Raw genomic sequence first — 18877 nt, 5'->3', positions numbered from 1 at the left:
GATGCTTATTGTGAAGGTTTAAAGGCCTATTTTTGCAGAAATTTACAAAATTTTGATGGACCGTATCAGCGTTTTAGGCATGTCTTCTGTCTCTGCTTTGGGAAGCAACCCAAAAGCTGTTTGGAGTAGTTATGCCGCTGGAGAACCACGCTTTTCTACATTGCAATCTAAGCAAGCTGATGTTGCCGTTGCTCGCGTCAATGATACTGTTGATGCTGACTTGCAACAGATCTCCCAGCAAAACAGCAATTATAAACGTTTGGATCGGACGGTTTTGATGGCCATTAAAGCTGCTCGCGGAAGTCTTCAAGATATAACCCTCGACGGGAATTGGGGAGTCAACATTGGCTCGTCCCGCGGCGCCACAGATCTTTTTGAACGCTACCATGCGGACTTTCTTAAAAACGGAGCCGCGCATACCTTAGCTAGTCCAACCACCACTTTGGGGAACGTATCCACTTGGGTGGCTCAAGATCTGCAATTAAAGGCCATGAGCTTGGCACATTCAGTGACCTGCGCTTCTGCCATGCATGCGGTTCTCAATGGTATTGCTTGGCTAGGTTCCGGAATGGCTGATTTTATGTTGGTAGGAGGAACTGAAGCTCCGCTAACGCCATTTACCATTTCGCAGATGCAAGCGCTGAATTTGTACGCTAAGCAAACAGAGGGCTATGCTTGCAGAGCCTTAGATCTGGATAAGAAGAGCAATACTATGGTCTTGGGTGAGGCCGCTGCTACGGCGATTTTGACTAAAGGCGAGCACCAAGACGCCCAAGGGTATATTATTGGCTGCGGATGGGGTACTGAGCCTTTAGATCACCACACTTCATTGAGCAAAAAAGCAGACTGTTTTCAAGACTCCATGAAAATGGCGCTTGATTCTGCTGGGATTAACCGAGTAGATGCAGTGGTCATGCATGCTCCGGGGACAATTTTGGGAGATCGTGCTGAGGTGCATGCCATTCAATCCGTTTTTGAAAAGTCGCCTTATTTGATCTCCAACAAACACCTTATTGGACATACTTTGGGTACCTCTGGGATGATGAGTATGGAATTGGCATTAATGATGCTTGAAAAGCGGCAAGTGTTTGAAAATCCTTTCTATAATCAAGAGTCAAATCCCCCTGCCTCCTTAGAGACTGTCTTAGTCAATGCTGTTGGATTTGGAGGAAACGCCGTGAGTATTATTCTCTGTAGATAAGCCGTGAAAAACTAAGGCTGGAGAGCATTAATTATCTGCGGACGAATCTTATATTTGCATATCTAACCCTGCTTCTCAATATACTTTGCGGAGCGCTAGAATTGCTACATTATGCGACACGACTGGACTCGAGAGGAGATCATGGAAATTTACAACACTCCATTGATGGAATTGCTTTACCGCGCTGCAACAGTGCATCGGGAGCATCACGATCCGAACACAGTTCAAGTTTCTACATTATTGTCTATCAAAACCGGAGGTTGTCCAGAAGACTGTGGTTATTGCCCGCAAGCTGCGCGTTACCATACCGACATTGAAGGCAATGATTTGATGACCGTGCAACACGTAAAGGCACAAGCCTTGCGTGCTAAAGCTTCTGGTAGCTCTCGCGTGTGTATGGGTGCCGCTTGGAGAAACGTAAAGGACGGCCCTGAGTTTGATCAGGTGTTAGAAATGGTTCGTACCATCAACAAATTGGATATGGAAGTGTGCTGTACCTTAGGTATGGTTACTGAAAACCAAGCCAAGCGTTTGGCAGAAGCCGGTTTGTACGCTTATAATCACAACTTAGATACTTCTGAGGATTACTACAAAGACGTGATCTCTACACGTGCTTATCAAGATCGATTGGATACTATTTCTAATGTTCGCAAGACTAACGTTACTGTTTGTAGCGGGGGAATCATTGGAATGGGAGAGAACTTGGACGATAGAGCGGGAATGCTCGTTGCCTTGGCTACTTTAGATCCACAGCCAGAATCTGTACCGATCAATGCTTTGGTAGCTGTAGAAGGAACACCGATGGAAGACATTGAGCCGATCTCGATCTGGGAAATGATCCGTATGGTGGCCACCACGCGTATTGTGATGCCAAAGACCCAAGTGCGTCTTTCAGCCGGTCGTACGGAGATGAGCAGAGAAGGTCAGGCCATGTGTTTCTTTGCAGGAGCCAATTCCATCTTCGCTGGAGATAAGCTCCTAACCACTCCAAATCCTGATGTGAATGAGGATATGGATATGTTTAAGCTCCTCGGATTAACTCCGCAGAAAGCATTCGTAAAAAAAGCACAACCAGAAACCGTAGAGGCAGAAGACTCGGCTTACCAAGATATGGGTGAAAAACCAAAATGGACGCGCCCAGGTCACACTATTGAACGCAACCAATTAGCTAAAATGAAGTCTAAGGAGTAAAAACTGCTTAGAAATCATGCGCTACATTTTTACCTTCCTCGTTTTAACGGGATTATTAACTGCTTGTTCTACAGACGATGACAGCACAGCTTGTGACACAGAAATGCCTGTAGAGATCAATCAAGGGGAAGGGCGGATTGCTGTGAGTTGGCAAGACTTTACAGAAGAGCAGATCATTGAGGCTTATGAATTTGGCTTTGTGGCGCGTGGAGCTACAGCTCCAGAGAACTTGGGAGTAACTACCAACCAAGTCACGGTTTCTTCAGATCCCTTTAATAAATTTCACATTAAAACGGTAGAATCGCTGCCTTATGATACAGAGTTTGATCTGTATTACCGTGCTAAGTGTGATGCAGACAGTGGGGAGATTCTTGGACCTATTGCGGTAAACAGCTTGGCCTTTGGAGCGGGTTGTACTCCGCCTGCTGATTTTGAGGTTACGGAGATTACGACCACTACCATCAGCATTCAGTGGGAAGGTTTTGATGAAAATCTTTGGCGTGTCTCTTGGGGCTCTGCCGATGGCATTAGCGGCGGCGATGTAGACGTGACAGAAACCAATTATACCATCACAGGTCTGGAGCCTAATACCCTCTATACCATTGGGGTTGTAACTCGTTGTACTACTGGCGACTTCTCCATTAGCGAGTTGGGATTATCCCCAACGGAGAACGTTACTACCCTTGATGAATAGCAATTACCAGTAGCCTTAAAAGGGCTAAAATTTCGATTTTATTACAATTTAAATCTTTCGCAGGCGTTTTACAGACTGGAAACACCATTACCCAATCTTAATTCGAACACCTATGAGAAAGTTGCTACTGTTAGCAATGGTTGGGCTGTGTTTAGTTTCCTGTAGTAATGACGACGACGCTCCGAACAATTGCAAACAACCCGGAAGTATAATTATTGAACAACTCAACTCGACCTCCATTTTGTTTTCTTGGGGGATCGATACAGAGACCGCTTGGGAAGTAGAGTACGGCCCAGTGGACTTCGCCTTGGGAACCGGAACGGTTCGTCAAACCTCACAAGAGAGTTTTTTCATTGAAAATCTAGAGCCTGCCACGGAGTACCGCATTTATTTGCGAACCAATTGTGGTTCAGACGGTTTTAGTGAATACATCTCTGTGGATGTAGTTACGGCGGAGCCTACAATTACTTGTAATCCACCGTCCAATTTACAGCTGGTAAGTCTTACCGACACGAGTATTGAGCTGTCTTGGGACGAGAACAATGAGACGGCTTGGGAGATCGAGTACGGTCCCTCTGGCTTTGCCTTAGGGACGGGATCGACTGCGAATACCTCACAAAATTCATTTAACATAGAAGGGCTGGATCCATCGACCACGTATGAAATCTATGTGCGTGCCAATTGTGGTTCGGACGGATTTAGCACCTACTCGGATGCTCTGGTCATTACGACCGATGGTTAAGTAGAGTATCTTTTGGGGGCAAAAGGGCGGGATGTTCCCGCCCTTTTGTTTTTTACTAAAGTATAATTACCGCCTAAGAACCATACATAATAGGTTATGTAAATGTTTCGTAATTTTAACCCGATTTTTAAGTAAACCTATGCAGTTAAGTCCAATAGAAGTTCGCGAGACCATTACCAAAGAGGAGTTTAAAAGAGACTTTTTGAAGCCTCAAAAACCGGTAGTGATCAAGCGTTTTATAGAAGACTGGCCGGCTTTTGAAAAGTGGAATCTGGACTATATGGCCGAGGTGGCTGGAGATAAAGAGGTTCCTTTGTATGACGACCGCCCTGTAGATTACAAGGACGGATTTAACGAGCCGCATGCCAAGATGCAGATGCATGAGTATATTGATCTACTCAAGCGCGAGCCCACTAAGTTCCGGATCTTCCTTTGGAACATTTTAAAAGAGGTTCCCGAGCTGCAAAAGGACTTTTCCTATCCTGATTTTGGCATCAAGCTTATGAAAGGTTTGCCCATGCTTTTCTTTGGAGGTGAGGATTCTTACACCTTCATGCATTACGATATTGACTTAGCGAACATCTTCCATTTTCACTTTCACGGTAAAAAGCAGGTGATTCTCTTTGACCAAGAGCAAAACGATTATCTCTATAAGATCCCGCATTCGCTCATTACCCGAGAGGACATCAACTTTGCCGATCCAGACTACGACAAATGGCCGGCTTTAAAGCACGCTAAAGGCTATATCGCAGACTTGGAACACGGTAATGTGCTCTATATGCCTGAGGGTTATTGGCATTATATGCGTTATATCACTCCAGGTTTTAGTATGAGTCTGCGTGCTATTGCCCGCAATCCGAAGAACCTCGGAAAAGCCCTTTACAACATCTTTGTAATGCGTCATTTTGATAATGCCATGCGCCGCATGAAAGGACAGGCGTGGATTGACGGCAAAAATGAGAAGGCCATTATTAAGACCCACCGCAAGTTGGGGATCTCCTAATTCTACGAATTCATCAATTCATTGATCTTTTCATAGATCAAATGCGTTTCCCAACCTCTGTATAGTAAGTAATCTGCTAGTTTCTTTTTCTTTTTCTGCGGATTGGTTTCTGGAATTGCTGCAAAACGTTTTTCTGCTAGGGTGTGGAAGGTGCTGTAGTATTCGGTATCTGAGATCTCCTTTAAGGCCAATTTTAGGTTGTAGGCGGAGATGCCTCGCGCTTTGAGTTCTCTGGTGATGCGCTGTTTTCCCCATTTTTTAGTGCGAAACTTTCCGCGGGCAAAACTCTGGGCAAATCGGCTTTCGTTGAGGTAATCGTGCTGCATTAAATGCAAGATGATCTGCTCTTTGGCAGCCGGAATCATGCGCATCTCTGTCAACTTTTTCTCTACTTCCTTATGGCAGCGATCTTGGTAGGCACAATAGCGTTCCAGACGAGCTTGAGCCTCTTCTACAGTATAGGTTTTGCGGTGTTGTCCACGATTCATCAGCCTCAAAAATACACATTCAAACATGAAAAAACGAGCTTCAAAATGTCATAAATAAATGACAAAAAGTAAAATAAACTTTACATAATGGAAAATATTCTATACTTTTGAAACATCAATCATTAAAAACGAATAGTTATGAACGCGAATTATTTATTTCCGCATCGCTACAAAAAGTGGGGGCTACTGGTTTTCATTCCCTCGCTTATTATTGGCTTTTTATCGATTCAAGGAGGATCGGGGATGTCGCCAGACTGGTTAGACTGGAATGTTTTTACCATCTATCAAGATGACTTTTTGGGAGAAGAGGTCATCTTTGGTTTTATTCCTAACAACGTTCTGGATGAGATCATGGGAGTTTTGATCATCATTAGTGGTTTGGTTTTGGCCTTTTCCAAAGAAAAGGTAGAGGATGAGCTCATCAGCAACATTCGGTTAAAGAGTTTGGTCTGGGCAACCTATGTGAACTATGGAATCCTTTTTCTGGCCATAGTGTTTGTGCACGATCTTTCCTTTTACTGGATCATGATGTTTAACCTATTTACCATTTTGATCTTCTTTATCATTCGGTTTAACTGGCAGCTCTACAAGTTGCGCAAAACGGTAAGCGATGAAGAATAATATCAAAGTAGAACGCGCACGTCACAACATGACTCAGGCAGCTTTGGCAGAAGCTGCCAAAGTAAGCCGCCAGACCATCAATGCCATGGAGTTGGGTAAGTATGTCCCTTCAACGGTTTTGGCCTTGCGCTTGGCGGAGATCTTCTCCACCACCGTTGACAAACTTTTTGAACTAGAGGATACGGATTGGTAGGCTACTGCTGATCCAATTCCTCCAAAGTTTTTGCTGCCGAGGCATTAATGCTTCGGTAGCATTTAAAGACCCAACCAAACATCAAAAACAAGGCAATGGCGCCAATAGGCAGGTACCAAAACATCACTGAACTCTCTGCAAAGACATCGATATTTTTAAAGAGTTTAGAAAAGACGGGCAGTATGCTCACCATCAGTAGTGGGGTCATACCCACATTGATCTTTTGAAAGAGCAGGAAGCGTCTTTTGCGGGCCGTAAAATCACGCATCAACTCCTTTTGAGTGCCAGAGGTAATGGGCAGGTTCTGTAAATCCCGAATCGCGCTTAGCGAGAATATTGGGAGTATGGTCAAAACGGCAATGGCTACTACAGCGCAGAGGCGGAAGTACCAGATATCCATCTTGCCAAAATTCAACAAAATATAAGTTGCAAATACATAACAGATCACTCCTCCAACGGTTTCAAAGGTGTTGAGCTTTTGGTATTTGGCGCGGTATTTTTGTGTGGTCATTTCCATAATTAATTGATCTGTTAACTGTTGTTGTTTTTCGATTTTCTGATTCATTTGCTGCCATGCAGCTTGCATTTCCTGTAGTTCCATAACTAGTGCTGCGGTTTGTTGGCACGCATTTGTGCTTTGATTCTGTTTAAACGGGTGCCGATATTACTCGGAGAAAAACCCGTGATCTGTCCAATTTCTTCGTACGATTTTCCATCTAAATACAACAGAACTATCGCCCGATTCACTTCTTTAAGTTTCCTGATCTGCGCATACAAAAACTGTGTGCGTTCATCCATTAAAGCGTCTTGCTCTTCCATAATGCGGTGCAACTCGGGTAAGAGTTGCTGCTTGTCTGGCTTGCGCTTGTAAAGCTTTAAATGTCTGATCGCGGTATTGAGCGCTACCCGATACATCCAAGTAGACCAACTGGAATTGCCTTTATAGGAATCAAAAGATTTCCAAAGCTGATACACCATTTCCTGATAGAGGTCCTGGCGCTCTTCCTGACGGTCTGCATAAGCATTGCTGAGCTTAAAGAGGATGCCTTCGTGTTTTTTGATCAGGCTTGTAAATTCGGCCGAATTACTCATTGATTAATTAAGAGACTCACTGCGTTAGTATCGCTTTAAGTTATAAAATCACACTCAGGCATAAAAAAAAGAGGCCATTGCCTCTTTTTATAATTATCCTTGTGCCAATCGAGCTTGGCTTACATAGCCCTCAAAGCTGCGCTGGGCTTGCTGCAAATGCCTTTGGTTGTGATAAACGATGATTCTAAAAGCATCGCCCAATTTTACCTTGGCCCAAGCTCCTAGATCTGTGGGAACCTTGACACGCGCCACGTTTTTGCTGCGAGCAATTTGTAATAAGGCCAAACTCTTTTCTTGATCCTGAATATATGTGTCAATTACACTGACGGGAAGCTTTTTGCCGTTGGGATCCTTGCTTTTAAAGGTTTTCATTTTGGTGCCGGCATCACCGGGAGACATGAGCTTAGCGAACCAATTTCCTAAACCTCCAGACTTGAATTCCTCTTGCGGTTTCTTGTCACTTTTGGTCATGCCTTCCATGATACGCATGAGGTAGACGTCACTGTATTGATTCATGTGCTCAAAGCATTCCAAAGCGCTCCACACTTTGGGGCCTGCCTTCCAGTTCAAGGCTTCTTCTGCCTCTTGTTTCAGGGCTTGAGCTCCGTTTAAATTCTCTTGTACGCGCGCGATCAGATCGGTGATTAATGCTTCACTAGTGGTTTTCATGTCCTTGATTTTAAGACAAATATCTAACCTATAAACTTCTTAAACCTTGATCTGGATTAAGATTTCTTGATTCGAGATAAGGTCTCTGGCGTCATGCGCAAATAGGAGGCAATGTACTTGTCCGGAATCTCTTGGAATACCTGCGGACTGCGTTTAAGCACGCGTTTGTAACGCTCCAAAGGAGAACTGGTCAAGATGTCTTGCTCGCGTTCCATTTGCTGGCAAATGCCTAGTTCCAGAAAGCGTGACCAAGCTTGAATTCGCTCAGGATCTGCATTGATGAACTCCATCAAACGGGCTTTGCTCATTACCTTAAGCTGGGTCTTTTTGAGTGTTTGCAGATAGAGGTTGGTGGGCTGTTCGGTAATGAAAGACACCATGGCAGCCACTAAATTGTCTTTATAACCCAAGCGAATGGTGTGTTCCTCAAACTCATCAATGATATAGGCGCGCAAGCTCCCGGAGATCACATAGTAAATATTGGTGTTTGTAGCGCCCTGAACTTTGAGGTATTCATAGCGCTTCAGGGTGATCTCATCTTCCCAAAGCTCGTGTTGGTCAAAGAGGTTTTTGAAGTGTTCTAAAAGGTTCATATCATTCAAAGATATAGATCAATAGCGGTAAAGCGCCAATTCCAAAAATCAACAATGCCACCCAAATGGAATTGATAAAATGCTTTTTCTCGATCCCAAAAAACTCCCGAACCGATTTGTTCATCAAAAGAACAAGCAGTAGCACGTTATATGCTAGAAAGAAAGTCGCGCGCAGTAGTTGTGTTGTAAGTCCTGTAGGCGAGGTTTCTTCGATTTCAAGAAACGGGAAATCTGGGCCTCCCATTGCATACATCTCAACGATCTGGATGATGTTTAAAAACTCAAAGACCAGATTCAAATAAAGGATTGCCGCCAAGGTGATCCAGCCCTTTCGTAAGATTTTATACAGCCACAGTAGGCATAGCACGCAGATCACCACGTTTAGAATGCTGGAGAGCAATACCGTTACCGAATACTTGTCTAAATATTGCAGACTGTAATACTGCAAGCTTGCAATGAAACTGTAAACCGTATTAGCCGTCAAAATAGCCCACAACAAAAGGACAAATTTATATCGCTGTTCGGCTGCCGGGATTCCCGGGTGCCAAGGTGAGACCTTGTCCCAAAAGGTCTTGAGACTCTTGTTGGATCTTATAATGTGTTGGTTTTTCCGCAGGGTATTTTGTTGCTTATTGGTTTCGTACTGTCTCGCCGCTTCTCGCGCTGCTGCGGTCTGCGCTGCAGTGAGATTGCGTTTTTCTAGCTCCGCGATCGCAGCATCTAATGCCTCTGGTAAGTATTGATCAGAGAACTCCAAAACATGGAGCAAAGCTTGGTCTGAGGTGTTGGCAAAGTTTTCGGCGAAGTTGGTCATGACTACAAACTATGAAAATTCTTAAATATGTTTATTCTCTTTCTCGCGGAAAGCGGCAACGAAATGTGTATTCCTTGTAGTCATCGTTCGGAAATTCACCATTGTAAATTTTCATGTATAGAGGATAGAATTGGCTTATTATTTTGCTTGAGCTAATCAAAGGGTGGTAGGCTAATTTAATTTGATTTGTCACGTACATATCAATAAACCTACCAGGAAATTTTATACTCTCCATTTTTACATAGAAGCAATTAAATCCATCTACGGTCTTTGTCCTGTTCTCATCAGTCTCTATGATACGATATGGGAAATTATCTTTGTTGGAGAATGACTTGTAGCTAGTTAGTTGAAAAGTTACGGGTCTAAATTCTCTTTTCTTTAAAGAGTCCTTTTGAACTTGCTTCATACTCGAAATAATCGTGTATTTAAAACCATCTCGAACCTCTTCTTGAGTGCGATAGTCAAGAAAATAATTTTTACGATTTATCAATTGAATTTGAGAATAGCTGTCTTGTGCTGTGGCACTAGGAGCATTGGTTGGAACCCAATCAGGCCTAAGTGAAGCCTTAAAAATAGAATCATTTTTGCGGACATATTCTTTTGTTATAACATGATGTCCGGTAATGATAATTTCAATGGGTTCTTTTATTTCTTGACCGAAACAGACAAGTTGAGATAGCAATAACAGAAAATTAAGGGTAAGCTTCATACAAATATTTCAAAAACAACACTCCCCAAGATACTAATGAACAAAACATTCAAAAGCACTTGGGGAGTAAGTGTGTACTAATTTATGAATTTATTGAAAATGTTACCTGCGGTAGTGGCAAGCTAATATTAATGTCATCTCGATACATTTTGACCTTCGGCCAAAACACTCGATGACCGTAACCGCTCTAATCGCATGAGGGATTGCAGCAAAGTACCTTGTACTGCGAAAAGCCCGACCCGAGCAACGAGAGGGGCATGCCCAAAAAGAAAAAGAGAATAAAACAAAAAACCCCCACCGCAAAAGCGATGAGGGTTTCTTAGGGTTAATTTACTTTCTTACCATTTTTATCTTTAAAATGATATTCCAGATACGTGTAAGCATCTCTAGGTTGGATTTTTACCCATTTTTTGTGCTCCATGAACCATTTGGTTCGCACAGATGGAAAGCCTTTGGTTAAGAAGGCCGCTATAAAAGGATGCGTATTTAACGTCAGATTTTTATAGTCTTTTTTACTTAAGCGCTTTAGGTCTTCGGTAATCCTATGTACCACACTAATTGGAGCTTCGATCTCACCCGGTTGCCCGTTAGGGTTTTCTTCGCGGGTTTTGATGTTCATCTCCGGACGTACGCGTTGTCTTGTAATTTGGATGAGTCCAAATTTACTCGGCGGCAAAATCTTGTGTTTTGCTCGGTCGTCTTCCATTTCTTTACGTAAATGGTTGTAGAGTTCGCGTCGGTGTGGTGCTTTACCCATATCGATAAAGTCAATCACGATAATACCACCCATATCACGAAGACGCAGTTGCCGCGCTACCTCAGTAGCCGCAATTAAATTCACTTCTAAGGCTGTGTCTTCTTGCGATTTGGATTTGTTGGATCGGTTTCCGGAGTTCACGTCAATAACGTGGAGGGCCTCGGTGTGCTCAATTACCAAATAGGCGCCTTTGCTCGTCGATACCGTTCGACCAAAGGAGGTCTTGATCTGTCTTTCAATTCCAAACTTCTCGTAAATCGGAACTTTAGAATCGTAGTACTTTACAATGTTCTCCTTCTTGGGTGCAATTTCTTGCACGTAATCTTTAATTTGATAGTAGAGTTGCTCGTCATCGCAATGAATGGCACTAAAATTGTCATTCATCAAGTCGCGAATCATGGAGGTTCCCCTACTCATCTCACTTAACACCTTTGAGGGGAGGTGTGCCCCTTGTAGCTTCTTGCAGATGGCCGTCCAGCGGTCCATTAAATTCTGCAGGTCTTTGTCCAGTTCAGCTACTTTCTTTCCTTCTGCCACGGTGCGTACTATGATCCCAAAACCTTTGGGCTGAATACTGGTCACCAGGCGCTTTAGTCTGTCTTTTTCTTCTTTGGTGCCGATCTTTTGAGAGATCGAGATCCGATTGGAAAAAGGAACCAATACAATATATCTACCGGCTATGGACAGTTCCGAAGAAATTCGGGGTCCCTTGGTAGAGATTGGCTCTTTTACAACCTGAACCAAAATCGATTGATTGTTTTTAAGCGCGTCATTAATTTTTCCGTGCTTATCAATCTCTTTTTCAAAAGGAAAGTTCTTTAGAGAATACTCTTTAAGTTTACCTGTGCTTACACGTTTTATGAACTTCATTAAAGAAGGCACGTTAGGCCCCAGATCGTGATAGTGCAAAAAGGCATCCTTTTCGTAACCCACATTCACGAATGCTGCATTTAGGCCAGGCACGGTCTTTCTGATCTTGGCAATGAAAACATCACCTACAGAAAACTTGTTACCGTCTTCTTCTTTATGCAGTTCAATTAGTTTTCCATCTTTTAAAAGGGCAAAATCAACTTCAGAGGAACCGGATCTAATAAATAATTCGTAGTTCACTCGATTTAATTTTATATCCATGAAGCCCAAAGGCCATCACAGATGGATTAAACATATTATTTTACAGGTTTTACTTCTAAAACCAGTGAATAAGCCAGCCTTTTCGCTCAGCTAAGCGGGTGGCAAATTCAGTATCAAAGAACGATTTGTTAATGCTGAATACGAAAAAAGTAGTGTTACACTACTTTTTCTTGTGACGATTAGCGCGTCTTCTTTTCTTACGCTTGTGCGTCGCTACCTTATGTCTTTTTCTTTTCTTACCACTTGGCATAGGTCAGGATCTATTAGTGTTATTATTTAACCTCCACGTTAGACTTCACGCTCTCTACAAATACTTTTGCAGGCTTGAACGCTGGAATATTGTGTGCAGGAATCTTGATTGTTGTATTCTTAGAAATGTTTCTTCCGGTTTTCTCCGCGCGAGTTTTGATAATAAAACTTCCGAATCCTCTTAGGTAAACATTGTCACCACTTTCCAAAGAATTCTTAACCTCGCTCATAAATGATTCAACAGTAGCTTGAACATCTCCTTTTTCCATTCCTAGCTTCTCTGAAATTCTCGCTACGATATCTGCTTTCGTCATTATTAATATATTTTTTTTGTTTAAGGGATAATTTTACAAGAGCGCAAATATAAACATTTTAAATTCAATTAATAAAGCTTAATTGCTTAAAAAATAACGAGATATCGGCTACCTTCGTCTGTATGAACCTACCCAATGCTTCATTTTCTAAACCACTAATTGCGTGGTACTTACAAAATAAGCGCAGCTTGCCATGGCGACAGACTAAAGACCCATATAAAATTTGGTTGTCGGAAATCACGTTGCAACAAACCAGAGTTGAACAAGGTTTGCCTTATTACGAGAAGTTTCTGCTTCATTTTCCAAAGGTTGAAGACCTCGCCAATGCCAGTGAGCAAGAGGTTTTAAAGCTTTGGCAAGGCCTTGGATATTACTCCAGGGCGAGAAATCTCCACGCCACAGCTAAATATGTTGCTTTTGAGTGCGGCGGAGTTTTTCCTAATAACTATAAGGACTTAAAAAAGCTCAAAGGGGTTGGGGATTATACGGCTTCTGCCATTGCCTCTATTTGTTTTGATGAAGCAGCAGCTGTTGTAGACGGAAATGTATACAGGGTGCTTTCGCGTAGCTTCGGAATTGATACACCTATAGATAGTAGTGCTGGGCAAAAGGAATTTAAAGCTTTGGCTCAAGAACTCATCGACCCTACCCAGCCTGGAACGTTCAATCAAGCCATGATGGAATTTGGTGCGCGACTGTGCAAACCCAGAAACCCAGATTGTCCCGATTGTTTTTTTAAGGACCGATGCGCTGCACGAGCCGCAGATACTATTAGCTCCTTGCCGGTAAAGAAGGGGAAGACCAAAGTGCGCAAGCGTTACTTTAATTATATAGTTCCCCAAGGCCCTGAAGGGCAAACCTTACTCGTCCAAAGAGAAGCTAAAGGTATTTGGCACAAACTCTTTGAATTTCCCAACCTGGAAACAGCAGCTCCTACAACCTCTAAAGAGGTTATGGAATCCGAAGTATTTCATAAGGTATTTAGCCCTGCTCAAAAACCTGAATTGGTGCGCTATAACGACCAGCCCATAAGGCATAAATTGTCGCACCAACATTTGGAGATCACCTTCTGGATCGCCAGTTATCAAACTGCTTTAGAAGGCGCTATTTCCCATGAGCAATTGCATGATTTTCCCGTTCCCGTAGTTTTGGAACGATTTATAAACAGCTACAGCTTTTAAGTGGAAAAATTAGGTATATTTGAGTTTAAGATGACAGAACTATGAGCGGGACGATAAACAAAGTGATCCTTATTGGACATACCGGTGATGCGGTGAAAATGCACTATTTTGAAGGTGGAGGCGCCATTGGGAGATTTCCTTTAGCGACCAATGAAACCTATACGAATAGAACCACTGGAGAAAAGGTGTCTAACACCGAATGGCACAATATTGTGGTAAGAAATAAAGCAGCTGAAATCTGCGAAAAATACCTCAATAAAGGAGATAAGGTTTACATTGAAGGTCGTTTAAAGACCCGCAAGTGGCAAGACGAGCAAGGCAATGATCGTTATTCCACGGAGATCCAATGTACGGATTTCACTTTCTTGACCCCGAAAACAGAAGGAGGCGTTCCTGGAGGAATGACTGCACCAGCAGCTGCACCCCAAGCCACTCCCGCTGCAAAACCAGCTGCTCCGGCACCTGTAGAAGAGGACGACGACGATCTTCCTTTTTAGTAACTAAACCAATAGCCCTTGGACCTGGAACCTCCGAGTATACTTTTAACTCTAGCTTATTCCAACGCCATTAGTCTGGCAGTAATATTGCTGCTTTTGCTTTGCTCAGCGCTGATCTCAGCTTCTGAGGTGGCTTTCTTTTCTCTGTCTGCGACTGATCTGGAATCAGAAGGTGAAAAGCCTTCTAAAAAACTAGAGATTGTAGGGGAACTCTTGGCGAAACCCAAAAAGCTCTTGGCCACTATTTTGGTCTCCAACAACTTCATTAATATTGCAATCATTCTATTGTTTGATTCTGTTGCTGAGGTTTTCTTTAGCAGGCTCACTACGGATTTTCTAGGCATTCCCGTACGCTTCATTGTGGAAGTAGGCGTAGTGACCTTTTTCATTTTGCTCTTTGGAGAGATTTTACCCAAGATCTACGCCTCCCGAAACAATATGACCTTTGCGCTTTTTATGGCCTATCCGCTCAAAGCTTTGGAGGTGTTGCTGTCGCCGCTTTCCATCCCCATGCGCTCAATAACACGATTTATTGAGAATCGATTCGGACGTAAAAAATCTAAATTCAGCGTAGACCATTTGTCACAGGCTTTGGAGCTCACCTCAGAAGACGATACCACTCAAGAAGAACAAAAGATCCTGCAAGGAATTGTGACTTTTGGAAACACCGATGCCAAGCAGGTCATGAAACCGAGAATGGATCTGTTTGCCTTGAGTAACGACCAGAAATTTGAAGATATTTTACCCGAGATTGTCAGCAATGGCTATTCGAGAATTCCGGTTTATCAAGATAATATTGACAATATTACGGGCGTGCTTTACGTAAAGGATCTACTGCCGTTTTTGGGTGAGCAGAAGTTGGATTGGGTCTCTTTGCAACGCGAGGCTTACTTTGTTCCGGAGAACAAAAAATTAGACGATCTCTTGGCAGAATTCAAGGAGATGAAAATGCACTTGGCCATAGTGGTGGATGAGTATGGAGGCACTAGCGGCTTACTTTCCTTAGAAGATATTTTAGAAGAGATTGTTGGCGAAATTTCTGACGAGTTTGACGATGACGACATCATTTATTCCAAGCTCGATGACACTACTTATGTTTTTGAAGGCAAGACTCCGCTAAAGGATGTTTATAAGGTGATCGGTTTAGAAGACCCGTCTGCTTTTGAAGAAAACAAAGGAGAAGCTGAATCGCTTGCTGGCTTCCTTTTAGAGATCGCAAAAGGGTTCCCGAAAAAGAACGAAGTACTAAAGTTTGAACACTATACGTTTACCATAGAAGCCTTTGAGAATAAAAGGATCAAACAAATCAAATTGACCATCAAGGAATGAGATACCTGTTTGCGTTTATAACAATGACCTTAGTGTTGACGAGTTGCCAAGACCGTGTAGTGGTTAAGCCCGCCTCACTGTTGCGATTGGAATATCCTGAGGCTGTTTATGCCAAGGCCGAGTTTGATTGCGATTACACCTTTAGTGTGAATCAAATTGCGCAATTGCAGCGCCGCAATAATTGTTGGGTGAATGTGCACTACCCTGCTATTGACGCGACAATCTATTTAACTTATCGCCCGGTGGAGAACAACTTGGATTCCCTTTTATTTGATGCGCAAAAGCTCACCTATGACCATACCGTTAAAGCCAATAAAATCTTAGAGCAACCCAGGATAGATCCTATCAATAAGGTTTACGGTATGTTTTATATGATCGATGGTGATGCGGCGACCCAATCTCAGTTTTATGTGACCGATTCCATCAATCATTTTGTCACCGGTTCTGTCTACTTCAACGCCAAGCCCAATTTTGATTCTATATTTCCCGCTGTGGAATACCTGCGCAACGATGTGCGTCGCATGATGGAATCCATGAGCTGGGAAGAATAAGCTTCAATTTAAATAGTCTACTCCCTGAATTTTTAAGACCTTTGCAACTTCATGCAACAGGCCAACTTAAAATGGGTGTTTTTGGTGCTTTTAGCACTGATTTGGGGAAGCTCTTTTATCCTCATTAAAAAAGCGCTTGTCGGTCTGAATCCAATTCAACTCGGAGCTTTACGCGTACTAATTTCTGGTGCATTTCTGCTGATTGCGGGTTGGAGCAAACTCCGCAAGATTCCAAAGAAAAGCTTGATGTGGATCACCATTTCTGGGTTTTTGGGAACCTTTTTTCCCGCCTTTCTTTTCGCCTTTGCAGAAACGGAGATCGACAGTGCCATTGCATCTATTTTGAATTCATTGGTTCCGTTAAACACTATCATTATTGGGGTGAGTCTCTTTGGCATTGGAACTTCCAGACAACAAGTGGTGGGTGTGGTCATCGGTTTTATTGGGACGGTGTTGCTGATTTTAGGTGGAGCCGCTCTTAAACCCGATCAGAATTACTTCTACGCGCTCTTTGTAGTGGTAGCCTCTGTGATGTATGCGGCTAATTCAAATATCATTAAAAAGCATCTGCAGGAAGTACCTCCTTTGGCCATCGCCGCTGGAAACTTTGCTGCGATTATGGTGCCGGCATTTTTGGTTTTATTGTGGGACGGTTTTCTCAGTACCAATCCATTAGAGAATGACGCTGTAGTTTCTTCTTTAGGTTATTTAGTGGTGCTTTGTTTGTTCGGAACGGCTATGGCCAAAGTGCTTTACAACAAATTGGTACAGATGGCAACCCCGGTATTTGCGGCCTCTGTGACCTATTTAATGCCTATAGTTGCTGTGCTGTGGGGCGTTTTAGATGATGAGCGTTTTACCGTTCAAGAAGCACTAGCTTCCTTACTGATTCTCTTTGGGGTCTATTGGGCCAACCGAGGAAGGACTTCCAAGAAGCTGAAAAGGTAGAAATTACCTAGCATTATTCTGTATTTAAATTTAAAGCAAACCGTTTGTGTTTTTGGTATTTAGCCCTATATTTGCACCCCTCTTAGGCAATATTGTTTTTGCCGATTTGAGGAAAGTTTAAAAAACAAATTAATCAAACGTTACGCCATGTACGCAATTGTAGAGATAGCAGGGCAGCAATTTAAAGTTGCAAAAGACCAAAAAGTCTTTGTACACCGTTTGGCCACTGAAGAAGGTAAGAAAGTTGCATTTGACAACGTACTTCTAATTGGTGACGGAGACAAAGTAACTGTTGGCGCCCCGGTTATAGAAGGTGCCCAAGTAGGTGCCAAGGTGCTTAAGCACTTAAAAGGTGACAAAGTGATCGTATTCAAAAAGAAACGACGCAAAGGTTACAAAGTAAAAAACGGACACAGACAACACTTGTCTGAGATCGTAATTGAGAGCATTGTTGCTTCTGGAGCTAAGAAAGCTGCTCCTAAGAAAGAAGCAAAACCTGCCGCTAAGAAAGAAGCTCCAAAAGCAGCCGCTAAGCCAGCTGCAAAGAAGGAAGCTGCTCCTAAAGCTGCAGCGCCTAAGAAGGCTGCTCCTAAAAAGGCCGCAAAAGATGATCTTAAAAAGATTGAAGGTATTGGACCTAAAATCGCTGAGACGCTTACTGCTGCTGGAATTGCCACTTTCGCTGATCTAGCTAAAGCCAAGCCAGCTGCAATTAGTGAGATCATTGCTGGAGTTCGTGGAAACCACGTACCAGACACTTGGCCTCAACAAGCTAAACTTGCTGCCGATGGTAAGTGGGATGAGCTTAAAGAATTACAAGACAAATTAGACGGAGGTAAAGCATAACCTCTAATAGTAACGTATAAAACCGAGAAAAGATGGCTCACAAAAAAGGAGTTGGTAGTTCGAAGAACGGTAGAGAATCAGAATCGAAACGCTTAGGCGTGAAGATTTTTGGTGGACAGTCGGCCGTTGCTGGGAACATCATCGTACGTCAACGCGGTACTGCTCACAATCCAGGTGAGAATGTATACGCTGGAAAAGATCATACTTTACATGCCAAAGTAGACGGTATTGTGAAGTTTGAGAAAAAACGCAACAACAAATCTTACGTTTCAATTATTCCTCACGGAGAAGCTTAAGAAAGACGTTGTACAGTATAGAGAAGCCCTTGCAATTGCAGGGGCTTTTTTTTGCTATATGGTTATGCAGCTTTTTGACTTTGCTCGGTCATGGACCTCATGACCTTTTTCATGATCAATACTTTACCCCAACGCGGTACAGAGCGCAATCCAAAGATGAGCAGTTTAGAAACTCTTCCTGGGAAGGTGGTATTGCGTTTACCCAAACTATTCAAGATATCCCGAGCTACTTTAGAAGGGGATTGCCCTTCCATTTGCATATTAGCTCGCGCAGCAAAACCTGTTTCTACAGGTCCTGGAGCTGCACTAAGCACATCTACATTAAAGGGTTTTAGTTCGTGATACAGCCCTTCACTCAAGTTTTGTACATAGGCTTTGGAAGCTGCATAATTTGCGGCTCCCGGAGCGCCTTGAAACGCGACAATAGAACTCAGCATAATTAAGCCGCCTCGACCTTGCTCAGCAAAACGACGCCCAAAATAATGCGCCAAAGCAGCAACTGAAATGCAATTCAAGGAGAGCATATTGAGTTCGGTGTCTAGGTCTGAGTCAATATAAGCTCCGGAGGTGCCAAAACCGGCGTTCAGCACCACAAGCCCTAATTCAAAGGATTTGACCTCTTCACAAAGTTGATGCACCTGCTCTAAGACGGACAGGTCTTTGGTGATAACCTCTGTAGAAACTGGATATTGAAAAACGATCTTTCTCGCCATTTTGTCCAGCTTTTGTTGGTTTCTGGCGCAGAGTATAATGTTAAATCCCTTTTCA

At 43.0% G+C, this 18877-nt stretch carries 24 protein-coding genes; 14 read left to right on the top strand and 10 right to left on the bottom strand.

Annotated features, from left to right (window positions below; all coding sequences use genetic code 11):
- Positions 1 to 55: 55 nt before the first annotated feature.
- The 5 genes from ACSLP7_RS03730 (at position 56) to ACSLP7_RS03710 (ending at position 4831) form a co-directional block, all read left to right on the top strand.
- Entirely contained in the window at positions 56 to 1201 is a 1146-nt protein-coding gene (locus ACSLP7_RS03730; RefSeq protein WP_435578073.1) for a beta-ketoacyl synthase N-terminal-like domain-containing protein, read from the top strand.
- Positions 1202 to 1312: 111 nt separating this feature from the next.
- Entirely contained in the window at positions 1313 to 2392 is a 1080-nt protein-coding gene (gene bioB / locus ACSLP7_RS03725; protein WP_435578072.1) for a biotin synthase BioB, read from the top strand.
- Positions 2393 to 2408: 16 nt separating this feature from the next.
- Positions 2409 to 3086 carry a fibronectin type III domain-containing protein gene (locus ACSLP7_RS03720; RefSeq protein ID WP_435578071.1) on the top strand — a complete coding sequence of 226 codons (678 nt, stop codon included), beginning with the start codon at positions 2409 to 2411 and terminating at the stop codon, positions 3084 to 3086.
- A gap of 112 nt (positions 3087 to 3198) precedes the next feature.
- Positions 3199 to 3828 carry a fibronectin type III domain-containing protein gene (locus ACSLP7_RS03715; RefSeq protein WP_272831301.1) on the top strand — a complete coding sequence of 210 codons (630 nt, stop codon included), beginning with the start codon at positions 3199 to 3201 and terminating at the stop codon, positions 3826 to 3828.
- A 139-nt stretch (positions 3829 to 3967) separates the two neighbouring features.
- Positions 3968 to 4831 carry a cupin-like domain-containing protein gene (locus tag ACSLP7_RS03710; protein ID WP_435578070.1) on the top strand — a complete coding sequence of 288 codons (864 nt, stop codon included), beginning with the start codon at positions 3968 to 3970 and terminating at the stop codon, positions 4829 to 4831.
- 2 nt (positions 4832 to 4833) lie between these two features.
- Here the strand turns inward: ACSLP7_RS03710 and ACSLP7_RS03705 are convergent, their stop codons facing one another.
- Complete coding sequence (locus ACSLP7_RS03705; protein WP_435578069.1) at positions 4834 to 5319, bottom strand: regulatory protein RecX; 486 nt, start codon at positions 5317 to 5319, stop codon at positions 4834 to 4836.
- 138 nt (positions 5320 to 5457) lie between these two features.
- On the opposite strand from ACSLP7_RS03705, the gene ACSLP7_RS03700 reads away from it, so the two are divergent.
- Positions 5458 to 5940: a hypothetical protein gene (locus tag ACSLP7_RS03700; RefSeq protein ID WP_435578068.1), complete on the top strand. Its 483-nt coding sequence runs from the start codon at positions 5458 to 5460 to the stop codon at positions 5938 to 5940.
- Positions 5930 to 6133 (top strand): helix-turn-helix transcriptional regulator, encoded by a 204-nt coding sequence (locus tag ACSLP7_RS03695; protein WP_272831305.1) that lies wholly within the window; start codon positions 5930 to 5932, stop codon positions 6131 to 6133. Before ACSLP7_RS03700 ends, ACSLP7_RS03695 begins: the two co-directional genes overlap by 11 nt.
- Before the next feature lies 1 nt (position 6134).
- Here the strand turns inward: ACSLP7_RS03695 and ACSLP7_RS03690 are convergent, their stop codons facing one another.
- From ACSLP7_RS03690 to ACSLP7_RS03655, 8 genes are all read right to left on the bottom strand, one after another.
- Entirely contained in the window at positions 6135 to 6734 is a 600-nt protein-coding gene (locus ACSLP7_RS03690) for a hypothetical protein (protein ID WP_435578067.1), read from the bottom strand.
- A gap of 2 nt (positions 6735 to 6736) precedes the next feature.
- Positions 6737 to 7225 (bottom strand): RNA polymerase sigma factor, encoded by a 489-nt coding sequence (locus ACSLP7_RS03685; RefSeq protein WP_435578066.1) that lies wholly within the window; start codon positions 7223 to 7225, stop codon positions 6737 to 6739.
- 93 nt (positions 7226 to 7318) lie between these two features.
- Entirely contained in the window at positions 7319 to 7894 is a 576-nt protein-coding gene (locus ACSLP7_RS03680) for a DinB family protein (RefSeq protein ID WP_435578065.1), read from the bottom strand.
- A gap of 56 nt (positions 7895 to 7950) precedes the next feature.
- On the bottom strand, positions 7951 to 8487 hold the full coding sequence (locus ACSLP7_RS03675; RefSeq protein ID WP_435578064.1) for a Crp/Fnr family transcriptional regulator: 537 nt from the start codon (positions 8485 to 8487) through the stop codon (positions 7951 to 7953).
- Position 8488: 1 nt separating this feature from the next.
- The gene (locus ACSLP7_RS03670) at positions 8489 to 9301 is read right to left on the bottom strand and encodes a hypothetical protein (protein ID WP_435578063.1); all 813 of its coding nucleotides are present in this window, start codon (positions 9299 to 9301) and stop codon (positions 8489 to 8491) included.
- A 31-nt stretch (positions 9302 to 9332) separates the two neighbouring features.
- On the bottom strand, positions 9333 to 10010 hold the full coding sequence (locus ACSLP7_RS03665; protein WP_435578062.1) for a hypothetical protein: 678 nt from the start codon (positions 10008 to 10010) through the stop codon (positions 9333 to 9335).
- A 325-nt stretch (positions 10011 to 10335) separates the two neighbouring features.
- The gene (locus ACSLP7_RS03660) at positions 10336 to 11877 is read right to left on the bottom strand and encodes an Rne/Rng family ribonuclease (protein WP_435578061.1); all 1542 of its coding nucleotides are present in this window, start codon (positions 11875 to 11877) and stop codon (positions 10336 to 10338) included.
- Between the two features lie 293 nt (positions 11878 to 12170).
- Complete coding sequence (locus tag ACSLP7_RS03655; RefSeq protein WP_272831314.1) at positions 12171 to 12461, bottom strand: HU family DNA-binding protein; 291 nt, start codon at positions 12459 to 12461, stop codon at positions 12171 to 12173.
- Positions 12462 to 12583: 122 nt separating this feature from the next.
- On the opposite strand from ACSLP7_RS03655, the gene mutY reads away from it, so the two are divergent.
- From mutY to rpmA, 7 genes are all read left to right on the top strand, one after another.
- Entirely contained in the window at positions 12584 to 13642 is a 1059-nt protein-coding gene (gene mutY / locus ACSLP7_RS03650; RefSeq protein ID WP_435578060.1) for an A/G-specific adenine glycosylase, read from the top strand.
- Between the two features lie 41 nt (positions 13643 to 13683).
- Positions 13684 to 14139 carry a single-stranded DNA-binding protein gene (locus ACSLP7_RS03645; protein WP_435578059.1) on the top strand — a complete coding sequence of 152 codons (456 nt, stop codon included), beginning with the start codon at positions 13684 to 13686 and terminating at the stop codon, positions 14137 to 14139.
- An 18-nt stretch (positions 14140 to 14157) separates the two neighbouring features.
- Complete coding sequence (locus ACSLP7_RS03640) at positions 14158 to 15468, top strand: gliding motility-associated protein GldE (RefSeq protein WP_435578058.1); 1311 nt, start codon at positions 14158 to 14160, stop codon at positions 15466 to 15468.
- On the top strand, positions 15465 to 16019 hold the full coding sequence (gene gldD, locus ACSLP7_RS03635; protein WP_435578057.1) for a gliding motility lipoprotein GldD: 555 nt from the start codon (positions 15465 to 15467) through the stop codon (positions 16017 to 16019). Before ACSLP7_RS03640 ends, gldD begins: the two co-directional genes overlap by 4 nt.
- Before the next feature lie 51 nt (positions 16020 to 16070).
- Entirely contained in the window at positions 16071 to 16967 is an 897-nt protein-coding gene (locus tag ACSLP7_RS03630; protein ID WP_435578056.1) for a DMT family transporter, read from the top strand.
- Between the two features lie 147 nt (positions 16968 to 17114).
- Positions 17115 to 17813, top strand: a complete 699-nt coding sequence (gene rplU, locus ACSLP7_RS03625) for a 50S ribosomal protein L21 (protein WP_435578055.1) — start codon at positions 17115 to 17117, stop codon at positions 17811 to 17813.
- A 32-nt stretch (positions 17814 to 17845) separates the two neighbouring features.
- On the top strand, positions 17846 to 18109 hold the full coding sequence (rpmA, locus tag ACSLP7_RS03620) for a 50S ribosomal protein L27 (protein ID WP_435578054.1): 264 nt from the start codon (positions 17846 to 17848) through the stop codon (positions 18107 to 18109).
- 62 nt (positions 18110 to 18171) lie between these two features.
- Here rpmA and ACSLP7_RS03615 read toward each other — a convergent pair.
- Positions 18172 to 18877 (bottom strand): SDR family NAD(P)-dependent oxidoreductase (locus tag ACSLP7_RS03615; protein ID WP_435578053.1); only part of this gene is annotated, 706 nt, incomplete at its 5' end.

It is taken from the genome of Gilvibacter sp. (assembly GCF_965601605.1).
Taxonomy (GTDB): Bacteria; Bacteroidota; Bacteroidia; order Flavobacteriales; family Flavobacteriaceae; genus Gilvibacter.
Note: the sequence above shows the minus strand (reverse complement) of the source record. Positions and strands in the feature narration are given on the sequence as shown.